The organism is Sphingomonas palmae (genome assembly GCF_900109565.1).
Classification (GTDB): Bacteria; Pseudomonadota; Alphaproteobacteria; order Sphingomonadales; family Sphingomonadaceae; genus Sphingomonas; species Sphingomonas palmae.
This window is the reverse complement of the sequence record NZ_FNZZ01000007.1, coordinates 46,957-60,919: the sequence shown is the minus strand read 5'-3', so window position 1 is coordinate 60,919 and position 13,963 is coordinate 46,957. Positions and strand designations below refer to the sequence as shown.

At 69.6% G+C, this 13,963-nt stretch carries 13 protein-coding genes and 1 pseudogene; 12 read left to right on the top strand and 2 right to left on the bottom strand.

Features of this window, described 5'->3' with window-relative positions; genetic code table 11:
- Positions 1–127: 127 nt before the first annotated feature.
- Together cas3 and BMW51_RS14740 are read left to right on the top strand one after the other, a co-directional pair.
- Complete coding sequence (gene cas3 / locus BMW51_RS14745; RefSeq protein WP_177171699.1) at positions 128–2,653, top strand: CRISPR-associated helicase Cas3'; 2,526 nt, start codon at positions 128–130, stop codon at positions 2,651–2,653.
- 132 nt (positions 2,654–2,785) lie between these two features.
- Positions 2,786–3,627: pseudogene (locus BMW51_RS14740) on the top strand (alpha-amylase family glycosyl hydrolase); the annotation flags it as partial.
- 156 nt (positions 3,628–3,783) lie between these two features.
- On the opposite strand, the gene BMW51_RS14735 reads toward BMW51_RS14740, so the two are convergent.
- Positions 3,784–4,599, bottom strand: a complete 816-nt coding sequence (locus BMW51_RS14735; protein WP_093007811.1) for an LD-carboxypeptidase — start codon at positions 4,597–4,599, stop codon at positions 3,784–3,786.
- Positions 4,600–4,658: 59 nt separating this feature from the next.
- On the opposite strand from BMW51_RS14735, the gene BMW51_RS14730 reads away from it, so the two are divergent.
- The 10 genes from BMW51_RS14730 to BMW51_RS14685 all read left to right on the top strand — a co-directional run bounded on the left by BMW51_RS14730 (position 4,659) and on the right by BMW51_RS14685 (position 12,555).
- Entirely contained in the window at positions 4,659–6,101 is a 1,443-nt protein-coding gene (locus tag BMW51_RS14730) for a glutamate ligase domain-containing protein (RefSeq protein WP_093007809.1), read from the top strand.
- A 53-nt stretch (positions 6,102–6,154) separates the two neighbouring features.
- Positions 6,155–6,568, top strand: a complete 414-nt coding sequence (locus BMW51_RS14725) for a hypothetical protein (protein WP_093007807.1) — start codon at positions 6,155–6,157, stop codon at positions 6,566–6,568.
- On the top strand, positions 6,565–6,765 hold the full coding sequence (locus BMW51_RS14720; RefSeq protein WP_093007805.1) for a helix-turn-helix transcriptional regulator: 201 nt from the start codon (positions 6,565–6,567) through the stop codon (positions 6,763–6,765). Before BMW51_RS14725 ends, BMW51_RS14720 begins: the two co-directional genes overlap by 4 nt.
- 56 nt (positions 6,766–6,821) lie before the next feature.
- Entirely contained in the window at positions 6,822–7,550 is a 729-nt protein-coding gene (locus BMW51_RS14715) for an alpha/beta hydrolase (RefSeq protein ID WP_093007803.1), read from the top strand.
- Entirely contained in the window at positions 7,547–8,281 is a 735-nt protein-coding gene (locus BMW51_RS14710) for a tetratricopeptide repeat protein (RefSeq protein ID WP_093007801.1), read from the top strand. Before BMW51_RS14715 ends, BMW51_RS14710 begins: the two co-directional genes overlap by 4 nt.
- Positions 8,278–8,730 (top strand): VOC family protein, encoded by a 453-nt coding sequence (locus BMW51_RS14705; protein WP_093007799.1) that lies wholly within the window; start codon positions 8,278–8,280, stop codon positions 8,728–8,730. Before BMW51_RS14710 ends, BMW51_RS14705 begins: the two co-directional genes overlap by 4 nt.
- Positions 8,730–9,482 carry a hydroxyacylglutathione hydrolase gene (gloB, locus tag BMW51_RS14700; RefSeq protein WP_093007797.1) on the top strand — a complete coding sequence of 251 codons (753 nt, stop codon included), beginning with the start codon at positions 8,730–8,732 and terminating at the stop codon, positions 9,480–9,482. Before BMW51_RS14705 ends, gloB begins: the two co-directional genes overlap by 1 nt.
- Positions 9,483–9,517: 35 nt before the next feature.
- A complete protein-coding gene (locus BMW51_RS14695; RefSeq protein WP_143051883.1) occupies positions 9,518–9,913 on the top strand; it encodes a hypothetical protein in 396 nt (131 codons plus the stop codon).
- 44 nt (positions 9,914–9,957) lie between these two features.
- Positions 9,958–11,292, top strand: a complete 1,335-nt coding sequence (locus BMW51_RS14690; protein WP_093007793.1) for a cystathionine gamma-synthase family protein — start codon at positions 9,958–9,960, stop codon at positions 11,290–11,292.
- Positions 11,293–11,376: 84 nt separating this feature from the next.
- Positions 11,377–12,555: a BaiN/RdsA family NAD(P)/FAD-dependent oxidoreductase gene (locus BMW51_RS14685; RefSeq protein ID WP_093007791.1), complete on the top strand. Its 1,179-nt coding sequence runs from the start codon at positions 11,377–11,379 to the stop codon at positions 12,553–12,555.
- 51 nt (positions 12,556–12,606) lie between these two features.
- Here the strand turns inward: BMW51_RS14685 and murA are convergent, their stop codons facing one another.
- Positions 12,607–13,890 (bottom strand): UDP-N-acetylglucosamine 1-carboxyvinyltransferase, encoded by a 1,284-nt coding sequence (gene murA / locus BMW51_RS14680; RefSeq protein ID WP_093007789.1) that lies wholly within the window; start codon positions 13,888–13,890, stop codon positions 12,607–12,609.
- Between the last annotated feature and the right edge of the window lie 73 nt (positions 13,891–13,963).

Below are 13,963 nucleotides of genomic sequence, written 5' to 3'. Positions count from 1 at the left end.
AGCGTCCGATCCGGTGAGACCTGGCGTGAACCGCGGGTTTCAGGCGGTCGGCGGCGCGAAGCTGTAAGCAATGACGTGGCGGCGCTGTGCCGCGCGCCGGTATCGTTCGGATGCGGGAGGCAGTGCGATGACGGTGACGGTGGACCAGCCCTGGGCCAAGCTGCTGCGCGAAGGGGACGAGGTGACCGCGGCGCTGCCGCTCGCCGACCATTGCCTCGACGTCGGCGCGGCGATGGCGATGGTCATTGAGGCTTGGCGCGCGCCGCTAGAGGCCGGGGCGGGGCGGGCGCTGAGCGCGCAGGACGTGGCGCGGCTGTGCGCGCTGGCCGCGCTGCACGACGTTGGCAAGGCGAACCGGGGCTTTCAGGCGCGGATCGATCCCGCGAAGCCGCCGGTAGGGCACACCGCGCCGGTCGCGGCGCTGCTCAACCATTCGGTGCTCAAACGCAGCGCGGCGGCGGAGATACTCCACGCGCTGATGCGCGACTGGGGCGCACGGCAGCACGTCGCGGCGGTGATGGCGCATCATGGCAAGCCGCTCGCCGCCTTCCACCAGCGCGCAATGGTGGACACCGGAAGTTGGACCGCGCTGGTCGACGAATGGTGGGAGAAAGCGGGAGACGCCCCGGCGGCGCGCGTGGTGCCGGTGATCGAGGCGGTGCGCGCGCGTTGGCCGCTGGCGTGGGAGGCGGGCGCGGCACTGCCAGATGCGCCGCGGTTCGTTGCGCTGTTCGCGGGATTGGTGACGCTCGCCGACTGGATCGGCTCGGACGCGCGGCGATTGCCGGTGGGTGCGCCGCATGGTGATGCGCGCGAGCCACTGCGCGTCGAACAGGTGCGCGCGGCGGCGGCGGCGCGCGGGTTTCTGCCGCTCGACACGCCGGCATGCGACTTCGAGCAGGCGTTCGGCTTCCCGCCGCACGGGTTCCAGCTGGAGGCGGCAGGCGACGAGTTTGGCGCGGTAGCGTTGATCGAGGCGGAGACAGGGTCGGGGAAGACCGAGGCGGCGTTGTGGCGCTGGCTCGAACTCAGGCGGCGAGGGCAAGTCGACGGATTGTTCTTCGCGCTGCCGACGCGGTCGGCGGCGGTGCAATTGCACGCGCGCGTCGACGCGATGCTGAAGCGCGTCTGGGGCACGGACGCGCCCGAAGCGGTGCTGGCGGTGCCGGGCTATCTGCGCGCGGGCGATGCAGTGGGGCAGGCGCTGCCGGACTATGCCGTGCGTTGGGACGAGCCGGGCCACAACGAACGCGAACGGGCACCCGATGCGCGCTGGGCGGCGGAGCGGAGCCTGAACTTCCTCGCCGCGCGCGTAGCGGTGGGGACGATCGATCAGGCGCTGCTCGGCATCCTGCCGGTCAAGCACGCGCTGTTCCGCGCCGGCGTGCTGTCGCGCAGCCTGCTGGTGGTCGACGAGGTGCACGCGTCGGACAGCTATATGGCGGGGCTGCTCGAACGGCTGCTGGTGCATCACATTGCAGTCGGTGGGCACGCGCTGCTATTGTCGGCGACGCTCGGCGCGGCGGCGCGCGCAGGCCTGCTGGGTGGAGCGGTGCCGCCGTTGGCGGAGACAGAGGCGCAGCCGTATCCGGCGCTGTCGGGAAGTGACGCGGCGCTTCGAGCCGCGGCGGGAGCAGCGGGCGCGGCGAAGCAGGTGGCGGTCGAGGTCGCGGGGCTGATCGACGACCCCCAAGCGATCGCGGGGCGCGCGATCGAGGCGGCGCGCGCGGGCGCGTCGGTGCTGGTGGTGCGCAACAGCGTCGCGGGCGCGGTGGCGGTCGCGCAGGCAGTGGCGGCGCGCGCGCCTGAGCTGGCGTTCGCGGTGGAAAGCGTTCCGACGCTGCACCACGGCCGCTTTGCGCGCGACGATCGCCAGCGGCTGGACGAAGCGGTGGAGCAGGCGTTCGGCAAGTCGCGTCGTGCACGCGGGCGGGTGCTGATCGGCACGCAGACGCTGGAACAGTCGCTCGATCTGGACGCCGATTTTCTCGTCACCGATCTGGCGCCGATCGACGTGTTGTTGCAGCGGATCGGGCGGCTGCATCGCCACCGCCGCGAGGATCGTGGCGCGTTCGCGCAGGCGCGCGTGCTGGTGCTACGCCCAGCAGCACGAGACCTGTCGGTGCTGCTCGGCAAGGGCGGCGGCGGGCGGCACGGCCTCGGCAGCGTCTACCCCAATCTGGTCCAGCTCGAGGCGACATTGCGGGTGCTGGAGCGGTCACCAGAGATCGTCATCCCGCGCGATAACCGCCGGCTGGTCGAGCGCGCGCTTCACCCCGACGCGCTCGCCGCGATCGTCGCGGGCGACCCCGCGTGGCACAATCACGCCGCCGAGCGTGCGGGCGGCGAGCTCGCCTCGGCCGAAGCCGCGCGACGTATCGCGCTGGACCTGTCGCAGCCATTCCGCACACTCACCTTCGCGGATGTCGAGGAAGCGGTGGTTACGCGGCTGGGCGCGCGCGACCTGTTGATCGACCTGCCCGACCCGATCGCCAGCCCATTCGGGGGCGCAGTCACGCGCGTCACGATCCCCGCGCACATGGCGCGCGGGATCGGTGCGCGCGACGAGCCACGCGTGACCGGCCCGGCGACGTTCGAGATCGGTGCGCGACGGTACGGCTACGATCAATGGGGTGTGCACGCGCTCGGGTGAGCCCGCGCGGTTGAGGACGTGTCAGCGTGCCGGCGTTCGGCTAGAGTCGGTTGCGCGGATCGGGAGCAGCGAGTGGCGGACCTAATGAGAGCGGACAGGGCGCCCTGGTGGAAGGGCGCGGTGATCTATTAGATCTATCCCCGCAGCTTCGCCGACGCGAACGGCGACGGCGTCGGCGATCTCGCCGGGATCACCGCGCATCTGGGTTACGTCGCCGCGCTGGGCGTCGATGCGGTGTGGATCTCGCCCTTCTTCACCTCGCCGATGGCGGATTTCGGCTATGACGTGTCGGATTACTGCGACGTCGATCCGGTGTTCGGCACGCTCACCGACTTTGACGCGCTGGTGGCGCGCGCGCATGCACTGGGGTTGAAGGTGCTGCTCGACCAGGTGTGGGCGCACACCTCGGACCAGCATCCGTGGTTCAAGGACAGCCGCAGCAGCCGGACGGGCGCGCACGCTGACTGGTACGTGTGGCGCGACGCGAAGGCGGACGAGCCGGGTATAGGCTGGCCGAGCTGGGCGTTCGAGAACCACGACGCGCCGCGCGCGATCTCGCGTTGGTGTGCGCCCGAGCATGCCGCCGCGTTCGCGCGGATGAAGATGCTGCTGCTGGGTACCCTGCGCGGCAATTCGATCCTCTACTACGGCGAGGAACTGGGACTGCGCAGGTCGACGTGCCGTTCGAGCTGCTGCAGGACCCGGAGGCGATCGCCAACTGGCCGCTGACGCTGTCACGCGACGGCGCGCGCACGCCGATGCCGTGGAAGCACGATGTCGCGCAGCTGGGTTTCTCGACCGCGCAGCCGTGGCTGCCGCTTGGTGCCGACCACGCGAACCTCGCGGTCGACGTGCAGGAGGCCGACGCGGGCTCGCTGCTCCACTCGACAAGGGCCGTGCTGGCGCTGCGTCGCGACGAGGCGGCGCTCAGGCTCAGCGGGTTCGAGGTGCTCCACGCCGACGATGCACTGCTGGTGTTCGCGCGGACGTACCAGGGCGACCGCATCGTCTGCGCCTTCAACCTGTCGGCCGAGCCGCAGGTGTGGGCGGATGCGGCCGACCTGTCCCCCCCTGCTCTCGATCGGCGTCACCGACGCCGACTTCGCCCTCTACGGCGCGCTGGTCGCGAGTTAGGCGACCCCGAACGGTACGACGCGGTTCGCCTGCGTGTGCCCCACCTCGGCGCGGCCGAGGTAGGGGACGTGCATGTCGCGGCACCAGCGTTCCATCATCTGGTCGAGCGTCTCGCCCCAGTCTGGTTCGTTAGGCCTGACCGCGGTGACCGCGCCCAGGCGCACGCCCGCGATCCCGCGCAGCTGTGTCGCGTTCGCCATCGTGAACAGCATTCGGTCGATCGCGTACATCGCCTCCGACACTTCCTCGACGATCAGCACGTGATCGGTGAGGTCGGGAAGGTAGGGCGAGCCGATCAGCGCCGAGAGAATCGAGAGGTTGAACGCCGCTGACGGATGCCCCGCGAGGCCGGGTTCGAGTGCCGAGCGATCACGCCTCGCCATCCAGCCGAGCGAGCGCGCCACCGTCTCGTCGCCACCCTTGCGCCCGATGTCGCTCGCCATCGGTCCGTGCGTCGGATGGCCGATGCGGCGGGCGTAGAGCGCGCCGAGCAGGAAACCGGCGTCGGAGTAACCGAGGTAGGTCTTCGCACGCGCGGCGTCGTTCAGCCGTGGCAGCGCGTCGGCGAGGATGCGGTTGGAGCCGTAGCCGCCGCGCACGAACCAGACCGCGTCCATCGACGGATCGTTGGCGTATTCGACGAAGGCGGCGGCGCGCACCGCGTCGGTGCCGGCGAAATGCCCGGCCTCAGCGAACGCGCTCGGGTGAAAGACGAGGTCGATCTCGGGATAGGCGATCGCGGCGAGCGCGGACACGGGCGCGACGACGGCAGGGTTGGCGACGCTGGACGCCGCGACGACACCGATCCGCATGTTCCTGATCCACTCCCCTGGCTTGCCCCAATGGCGCGGACCGCCGATAGCGCGTTGCCATGCAGAACGGCAATGCGGCCCCGGGCGGGGTCTTCGGCGACGTGCGCGGCAGGCGCTTCTTTCTGGTCGGGATCGGCGGGTCGGGGATGATGCCGCTGGCGATGATCCTGGCCGGGCGTGGCGCGATCGTGGCGGGTTCGGACCGCGGGCTCGACCAGGGGCGTGTACCGGCGAAGTTCGACGCGTTGCGTGGACAAGGCATCGAGCTGTTCGCGCAGGACGGCAGCGGCGTCGTGTCGGCGGAGCAGATCGTCGTCGCCTCCGCCGCGGTGGAGGACACGGTCGCGGACATGGTCGCGGCGGCGCGGATCGGCTGCGCGCGGATGACGCGGGCGGAACTGAACGCGGCGCTGTTCAACGCCGCCGCGCTGCCGATCGGGGTGGCGGGGACGAGCGGCAAATCGACCGTCACGGGCATGATCGCGACGATCCTGCACCAGACCGGCCGCGATCCCAGCGTGATGAACGGCGCGGTGATGAAGGATTTCGTCGCCGCCGACCGCCCGTTCGCGAGCGCACTGGTCGGCGCAGGCGATGCATACGTCAGCGAAGTGGACGAGAGCGACGGATCGATCGCGCTCTATCGCCCGCACGTCGCCGTACTCAACAACGTCAGCCTCGACCACAAGGCGCTCGACGAGCTGAACATCCTGTTCGGCGACTTCATCGCGCACACGCGCCACGCGGTGGTCAACGCCGACAATGCCGATGCGGCCGCGCTGGCGATGACGCTGCCCGCGTCGCGGGTAACGCGCTTCTCGGTCGAGGGCACGGGTGACCTCGTCGCGCGCGACCTGCGCGAGGAGCCGTTCGCGGTATCGTTCATGCTGCATCACGACGGCGGTACGCTGCCGGTGCGGTTGCAGGTGCCGGGCCGGCACAACGTGTCGAACGCGCTTGCGGCACTCGGCGCTGCGATGGCGGCCGGTGTGCCGCTGAGTGATGCAGCCGCGGCGCTGGCGTGCTTCACGGGGCTTAGACGCCGGTTCGATCTCGTCGGCGATGCCGGAGGCGTGTCGGTGATTGACGACTTCGGCCACAACCCGGACAAGATCGCGGCGACGCTGGACACGCTGCACGCCTTTCCGGGCCGGTTGCTGGTGCTGTTCCAGCCGCACGGTTTCGGGCCGCTCAAGGTGATGCGCGCCGAGCTGGTGGCGATGTTCGCGAACACGCTGGCGGTGGACGACCTGCTCGTCATGCCCGACCCGGTCTATCACGGCGGCACCACCAATCGCGAGGTGACCAGCGCCGACATCGTGCGCGACGTGGAGGTGAGCGGGCGTCGCGCACTCCACATCCCCGACCGCGCGGCGGCGGCGGCGCATCTGGTCGCCCAGGCGCGCGCGGGCGACCGCATCGTCGTCATGGGTGCGCGCGACGACACGTTGAGCCTGCTCGCCGCCGAGATGGTCGTTCAGCTAGGTGACAAGCACGCTTGACGTAAAACAAGCTTGTCATGTAAAGCTCCCTTGTCAATCAGGGGAGTGAGTCGATGTCGTCATGTGTCGCCCGCAATGCCGCGCAACGCCGCTACAACCGCGACGTGTTGTGGTTGAGCGCAGCCTATGCGCTGCTGCTGCTCGCCGTGACCTACCTGTTTCGGCATGCGGCGATCACCGGGGTGCCGGCGGTGATGCTGGCGGTGCTGCCCGCACTGCCGATCATCGGAGTCTTCGCCGCGATCGCGCGCTACCTGATCGAGGAACGCGACGAGTATCTGCGCATGCTGACCGTGCGACAGACGCTGGTGGCGAGCGGTTTCGCGCTGTCGATCGCGACCATCTGGGGGTTCCTCGAAAGCTTCGGGGTTGCCGGCCACGTCGACGCCTATTTCGTCGCGGTGCTGTGGTTCGCAGGACTGGGCCTGGGCACATGCGTCAACCGCGTGATCGAGGCGCGCGCGTGACTAACCATCTGCGCGACCTGCGCGGCGCGCGCGGGTGGAGCCAGCAGCATCTCGCCGACCTGCTGGAGGTCAGCCGGCAGAGCGTCAACGCGATCGAGACCGGGCGCTACGATCCCTCGCTGCCGCTCGCGTTCCGCATTGCCGAGCTGTTCGGCGTCGCGATCGAACAGGTGTTCGTCAGCCCGTCGCGCGGCTGACCGGTTTGCCCGCGAGCGCTTTTGCGTGTGGCCGCGCGCGGGTCTAAGCAGCCGCCATGTCCGATACCACTCCTGCCGCCGAGCGACCGCGTCTCGCCTATCACCTGACCGAGGGTCGCGGCCCCGCGATCGTGTTCCTGCCGGGCTACGCGTCCGACATGACGGGGACGAAGGCGGTCGCGCTGGAGGCATGGGCGAAGGCGCAAGGCCGCGCATTCCTGCGCTTCGACTATGCCGGGTGCGGCGCGTCGGAGGGGAAGTTCGAGGAGCAGAGCCTGGCCGACTGGCGCGACGATGCGCTGGCGATGATCGACGACGCGGTCGAGGGACCGGTGGTGCTGGTCGGATCGTCGATGGGCGGGTGGATCATGCTGCTCGCCGCGAAGGTACGGCCCGAGCGTGTCCACGCATTGGTCGGGATCGCGCCCGCGCCTGATTTCACCGACTGGGGCTTCTCGTCGGACGAGAAGATGTACCTGCTCCAGCACGGACGGCTGGAACGGCCGAACAAATACGGCCCTGCGCCGACCGTCTACACCCGGCGGTTCTGGCAGTCGGGCGAGGCCAACCGGCTGATGTTCGGCGAGATCGCGATCCCGCAGCCGGTCCGCTTTCTGCAGGGGCAGAAGGACGCCGAGGTGCCGTGGCATCGCACCTGTCGGCTGGCGGAGATGCTGGCTTCAAGCGACGTTCAGACGTGGCTGGTCAAGGACGGCGATCACCGCCTGTCGCGCGATACCGACATCGCGCTGCTGATCCGTGCGGTGGAGGACGTGCTGCCGTGATCCTTTTGCTCGCCGCGCTGACTGCGCAAGCCGCTGCGCCTGTTCCGACAACTCCCGCGGCGCAGCTCGACGCCTGCCTCGCGCAGGCGCGCAGCGATCCCGCGGGGGCCGAGCAGGCTGCGCGGATGCTGGGGCGCGCGGGCGAGGCGTGCCGGGGGGCAGCGCTCGCGGGGCAGGACGATTACGCCGGCGCGGCGACCGCCTTCACCGCGGCGGCGAGGAACGCCGAGGTCGCGCACGAGGCGCGCGCGGCGGACTACTGGGCGCAGGCGGGGAATGCGTGGCTGGCGGCGGGCGACGCGGCGAAGGCGCGGGCCGCGCTCGACGCGGCACTGGCGGCGGGGACGCTGACCGACCTCAAGCGCGGCGAAGCGTACCTCGACCGTGCTCGCGCGCTGGTCGCGACCGGCGACATCAAGGCGGCGCGGGTCGACCTCGATCTGGCGACGAGAGACGCCGCCGACGATCCGCTCGCGTGGCTGTTGTCGGCCACGCTGGCGCGGCGGATGGGCGATCTGCCGCGCGCCAAGCTCGACATCGCGCAGGCGCTCAGGCGATCGGCCGACGATGCCTCGGTCCAGCTCGAGGCGGGAAACATCGCGGCGGCCGCGGGCGACGCGGCGGGCGCGCAGGCGGCGTGGAAGGAAGCCGCGCGGTTGGCACCCGATGCGCCCGCCGGGCGTTCAGCCGCCAACGCGCTTACGCAGTTCGCAGGAGATGCCGCCAAATGAAATACCTCCATACCATGATCCGCGTCGCCGATCCCGACAAGACGATCGCCTTTTTCGAGGTGCTGGGTCTGAAGGAAGTCCGCCGGATGGAGAACGATGCGGGTCGGTTCACGCTGATCTTCCTCGCCACGCCAGAGGACATGAACGCGCCGGGCGAGCGCGCGAAGGCCGAGGTCGAGCTGACCTACAATTGGCCGAACGAGGGGGAGGCACCCGAGGAGTATAGCGGCGGGCGCAATTTCGGGCACTTGGCCTACTATGTCGACGACATCTACGAGACGTGCCGGCGCGTGCAGGACGCGGGGCATATCGTCCATCGCCCTCCGCGCGACGGGTACATGGCGTTCGTGAAGTCGCCCGACGGCATCTCGATCGAGCTGCTGCAGGAAGGCGGCGCGAAGGAGCCGGCCGAGCCGTGGAAGTCGATGCCCAACACGGGCACGTGGTAATGGACGGCGGCTTGTCCGGGTCAGGGCTCGAGATCGTCCGCGTGCCTGTGCTGTCGGACAATTATTCGTGGTTGGTCCACGACACCGACAGCGGCGAGACGGTCGTGGTCGATCCGGGCGAGGCGAAACCGGTGCTCGATGCCGCGGCGGCGCGCGGGTGGAAGATCGGGGCGATCTGGGCGACGCACTGGCACCCCGATCACGTCGGCGGCAACGCCGGCGTCGTCGCGGCGACCGGTGCCAAGGTGATCGGCCCGGAGGCGGAGCGCGCCAAGATCGGTGCGCTCGACCGCGGCGTGGGTGAGGGCGACACGGTGTCGCTCGGCGCGCATGCCGCGACCGTGATGCACGTGCCGGGTCATACCGCGGGGCATGTCGCGTTCCATTTCGCCAACGACGCTGCGCTGTTCACCGGCGACACGCTGTTCGCGCTCGGGTGCGGACGGTTGTTCGAGGGGACGGCGGAGCAGATGTTCGACAATCTGCGCCGCTACGCCGCGCTGCCGGGTGAGACGCAGGTCTATTGCGGGCACGAGTACACGCAGTCGAACGGTCGCTTCGCGCTGTCGGTCGATGCAGACAATCAGGCGCTTGTTCAGCGGATGGCCGAGGTCGACCGGAAGCGCGACGCGGGTGAGCCGACCGTGCCGACGACGATCGCTGCGGAACAGGCGACCAACCCGTTCATGCGCGCGAGCGATGCGGCTGAATTCAAGCGGTTGCGTGAGGGGAAGGATTCTTTTCGCGGCTGAGTGCGTTGGCACTCGTAGGACGAGGAGTGGATGCGATGCGTAGACTTGCCGCAGTGTTGCTGATCGCGGGTGTCGGGCTGGGTGCCGGAGGTGCGGCGCTCGCCAAGCGCGACACGCCTGAGCTGGCGTACCAGAAACTGATCGCGGGCAAGGTCGCGGGCAAGCCGCAGTCGTGCATCGACACGCGCTTTCGCCAGGCGCAGCTGAGTGCCTACGGCGACAAGCTGATCTACCGGGTCAGCGACAAACTGGTCTACGTCAGCCAGACCACCGGCGGGTGCGAGCGTGTCGCACAGGGTGACGCGCTCGTCACACGGCAGTATCAGACGCGGACGTGCAGCGGCGACATCGCGACCACGGTGCAACCGGTGCCGGGGATCACGACCGGCAGCTGCGCCCTGGGCGACTTCACGCCCTACACCAAACCCTAAGCGGCACCGTCGGTTCGGCGTTACCGCGACACGAGAGGAATAGAATGCCCGACCAGACCGAAGCCGACATGACCGGCGTCGAACAGCGCATCAGCCCCAAGCCGGAGGTGGATGCGATCGGCGGGCGTACGCTGAAGCCTGCGACGCTGATGATGGGGCATGGCTACGACCCCGCGCTGTCGGAAGGGTCGTTGAAGCCGCCAGTGTTCCTGACCTCGACCTTCGTGTTCCCCAACGCGGCGGCAGGCAAGCGGCATTTCGAGGGCGTGACCGGCAAGCGTCCGGGCGGTGCCGAGGGTCTCGTCTACTCGCGCTTCAACGGGCCGAACCAGGAGATTCTGGAGGACCGGCTCGGCATCTGGGAGGGCGCCGAGGACGCGCTCGCTTTCTCCAGCGGCATGTCGGCGATCGCGACCCTGTTCCTTTCGATGGTCAAGCCTGGCGACACCATCGTCCACTCGGGGCCGCTGTACGCCGCGACCGAGACGCTGATCGCGCGCGTGCTGGGCAAGTTCGGCATCAACTGGCTCGACTTTCCGGCGGGCGCGACGCGCGAGGAGATCGACGCGGTGCTGCACAAGGCGGCGGCGAGCGGCAACGTCGCGCTGATCTATCTCGAGAGCCCGGCCAACCCGACCAACGCGCTGGTCGACGTCGAGGCGGTGGCGGCGAGCCGCGACGCGGTGTTCGCGAACCATGATGCCAAGCCGCCGATCGCGATCGACAACACCTTCCTGGGGCCACTCTGGTCGCAGCCGCTCAAGCACGGCGCCGACATCGTCGTCTATTCACTCACAAAATATGCTGGCGGCCACTCCGATCTGGTCGCGGGCGGCGTGCTGGGGTCGAAGGAGCAGATCAACACCATCCGCGCCATGCGCAACACGATCGGCACGATCTGCGATCCCAACACCGCGTGGATGCTGCTGCGCAGTCTCGAGACGCTGGAACTCAGGATGAGCCGCGCGGGCGAGAATGCGGCCAAGGTGTGCGCCTGGCTGCGCGACCAGCCGCAGGTCGAGCGCGTCGGCTATCTCGGCTTCCTGGCCGAGGGCAGCACCGAGGGGCCGGAGGGGCGTCAGGCCGACATCTATCGCCGTAACTGCACCGGCGGCGGGTCGACCTTCTCGCTCTACTTGAAGGGCGGCGAGGCGGAGGCATTCCGCTTCCTCGACGCGCTCAAGATCGCCAAACTGGCGGTGTCGCTCGGCGGAACCGAGACGCTGGCGAGCCACCCGGCGGGGATGACGCATCTGTCGGTCGCCGACGAGCGCAAGCAGGCGCTGGGCATCACCGATAATCTGGTGCGCATCTCGATCGGGGTCGAGGATGCGGACGACCTGATCGCTGATTTCGCCAACGCGCTGGCGGCGATCTGACCCACACGCCGGAGGGCGACGGACTGCCCGTCGCCTTCCGGCACGAGTCTCGCGCCGACGCTGCATTTGTGGCAGGCGGCTCGCATGGAACAGTTCGATGCGATCGTGCTCGGCGCCGGCGGCGCCGGGCTGATGTGCGCGGCCGTGGCGGGGCAGCGCGGGCGGCGCGTCGTCGTGCTCGATCACGGGACCGAGCCGGGACGCAAGATCGTCATCTCGGGCGGCGGGCGGTGCAATTTCACCAACCGCGAGGCGGTGGCCGAGCGCTACGTCTCGACCAACCCGCATTTCGCCAAATCGGCGCTCGGCCGCTACACCGCGCAGGACTTCCTCGATCTGGTCGAGCGGCACGGGATCGCATGGCACGAGAAGACGCTGGGGCAATTGTTCTGCGACGGATCGGCGCGGCAGATCGTGGCGATGCTGCTTGGCGAGTGCGAACTGGGGCAGGTGACGCTAAGGCTGGGCGGCGCGCTGGGCGAGATCGGCCACGCCGATGCGCGCTTCACGGTCGAGCATGACGGGCGGCGCTATGTGGCACCGTCGCTGGTGATCGCCACCGGCGGCCCGTCGATCCCGAAGCTGGGCGCGACCGGCTTCGCTTATGATCTGGCGCGCCGGTTCGGGCTGAAGGTGGTCGAGCCGCGTCCCGCGCTGGTGCCGCTCACCTTGCCGGGTGAGGAGGCGCTGTTCCGCGCTTTGTCGGGTGTCGCGACGCCGGTGGTGGCGGGATCGGTGCCGGCGAAGGGCAAGGGTCAGGCGTTCGCGGAGGCGGCGCTGTTCACACACCGCGGCTTGAGCGGTCCCGCGATCCTGCAGGTGTCGTCCTATTGGAAGCCGGGCGAGGCGGTGACGATCGATCTGGTGCCGGGTGCGGCGGCGGGGTGGCTGCGCAAGGCGAAGCGGGTGCGGCCGCGCGGTACGCTGGCGGCCGCACTTCCACTACCGGGGCGTTTAGGCGATGCGCTGGCTGAGGTGATTGGGGTGGGTGAGCTGGGGCTCGCGACCGACCGCACATTGGAGGCGGCGGAGCGGCGGCTGGCCGACTGGCGCTTTCACCCGAATGGCACCGAGGGGTTTGCCAAGGCCGAGGTAACGGTCGGCGGCATCGCGACCGCGGGACTGTCATCGAAGACGATGGAAGCGCGCCACTTGCCCGGCCTTTACGCAATCGGCGAGGCGGTCGACGTTACCGGCTGGCTCGGCGGGTATAACTTTCAATGGGCCTGGGCGAGCGGCTGGGCCGCGGCGCAGGCGGTGTGAGCGGGGCGCTCAATTTGTAGAAGCGCGTTGCCCTTTCCCGCCTAGTCGCCCTCAGCCGTCACCCACGCGCTCGATGTCGGCACCGACCGCGGAGAGCTTCTCCTCCAGCCGTTCGTAACCCCGGTCGAGGTGATAGATGCGGCTGACCTGCGTTTCGCCGTCCGCGACGAGACCGGCGATGATGAGGCTCATCGAGGCGCGCAGGTCGGTCGCCATGACAGGCGCGCCGACGAGGCGGTCGACGCCCTGCACCACCGCGGTGCGGCCACGGACTTGGATGTCGGCGCCCATTCGCGCGAGTTCGGGGACGTGCATGTAGCGGTTCTCGAAGATCGTCTCGGTCAGCACGCTCGCGCCCTCTGCCTTGCACAGCATTGCCATGAACTGCGCCTGCATGTCGGTCGCGAAACCGGGGAAGGGCGCGGTGGTGATGTTGAGCGGGCGCAGCTTGTTTGGCGCCGCGACACGGATGGTGTTGCGCGCGGTCTCGACCTCGACGCCGGCCTCGCGCAGCGCCGCGAGCGTCGCGCCCATCTCGTCCGTGCCGATGTTGGTGAGCGTCACGTCACCCCCGGTGATCGCGGCGGCGCAGGCGTAGCTGCCCGCCTCGATCCGGTCGGGCATGACCGAGTAGGTCGCGCCGTGTAGCTCGCTGACCCCCTCGATCTCGAGCGTCTCGGTACCGATCCCCTGAATCTGCGCGCCCATTGCGACGAGGCAGCGGCACAGGTCGACGATCTCGGGCTCGCGCGCGGCATTCTCGATGCGGGTCGGGCCGCTGGCGGTGACCGCCGCCATGACGACGTTCTCGGTCGCGCCGACCGAGACGACGGGGAAGCGGTAGACACCACCCGACAGGCGCCCGCCCGGCGCAGAGGCGGTGACGTAGCCCGCGCTCATCTCCAGCTTCGCGCCGATCGCTTCCAGCGCCTTCAGGTGCAAGTCGATCGGGCGGTTGCCGATCGCGCAGCCGCCGGGCAGCGACACGCGTGCCTCGCCCGCGCGCGCGAGAATGGGTCCGAGCACCAGGATCGAGGCGCGCATCTTGCGCACGATGTCGTACGGCGCCTCCGCGCTGGTCAGCTGACCGGCGCGGATCGTCATCACGCGGCCGAACTCGTCGGGGCGCGACCCCTCGATCCGGGTCGAGGCACCCAGCTGGTTGAGCAGGTGGCCGAAACCGTCGACATCGGCGAGGCGCGGCAGGTTGCGCAGCGTCAGCGGCTCGTCGGTCAGGATCGCGCACGGCATCAGCGTCAGCGCGGCGTTCTTCGCGCCCGAGATGGGGAGGGTGCCCGACAGCCGGTTGCCGCCGCGAATAAGGATACGGTCCATTGCCCGCGTCTAGCTTGGCCAGGCGTCGTCGCCAACCCGCCCCCGGCGGCGCGGTTCGCCCAGGCACTACGAC

Coding starts and splice junctions, on each gene's coding strand:
- BMW51_RS14685 (WP_093007791.1), top strand. CDS start 11,377: ATGGAACAGTTCGATGCGATCGTGCTCGGCGCCGGCGGCGCCGGGCTG.
- BMW51_RS14725 (WP_093007807.1), top strand. CDS start 6,155: ATGTCGTCATGTGTCGCCCGCAATGCCGCGCAACGCCGCTACAACCGC.
- BMW51_RS14735 (WP_093007811.1), bottom strand. CDS start 4,599: ATGCGGATCGGTGTCGTCGCGGCGTCCAGCGTCGCCAACCCTGCCGTC.
- gloB (WP_093007797.1), top strand. CDS start 8,730: ATGGACGGCGGCTTGTCCGGGTCAGGGCTCGAGATCGTCCGCGTGCCT.
- BMW51_RS14705 (WP_093007799.1), top strand. CDS start 8,278: ATGAAATACCTCCATACCATGATCCGCGTCGCCGATCCCGACAAGACG.
- murA (WP_093007789.1), bottom strand. CDS start 13,890: ATGGACCGTATCCTTATTCGCGGCGGCAACCGGCTGTCGGGCACCCTC.
- cas3 (WP_177171699.1), top strand. CDS start 128: ATGACGGTGACGGTGGACCAGCCCTGGGCCAAGCTGCTGCGCGAAGGG.
- BMW51_RS14690 (WP_093007793.1), top strand. CDS start 9,958: ATGCCCGACCAGACCGAAGCCGACATGACCGGCGTCGAACAGCGCATC.
- BMW51_RS14715 (WP_093007803.1), top strand. CDS start 6,822: ATGTCCGATACCACTCCTGCCGCCGAGCGACCGCGTCTCGCCTATCAC.
- BMW51_RS14695 (WP_143051883.1), top strand. CDS start 9,518: ATGCGTAGACTTGCCGCAGTGTTGCTGATCGCGGGTGTCGGGCTGGGT.
- BMW51_RS14730 (WP_093007809.1), top strand. CDS start 4,659: ATGCAGAACGGCAATGCGGCCCCGGGCGGGGTCTTCGGCGACGTGCGC.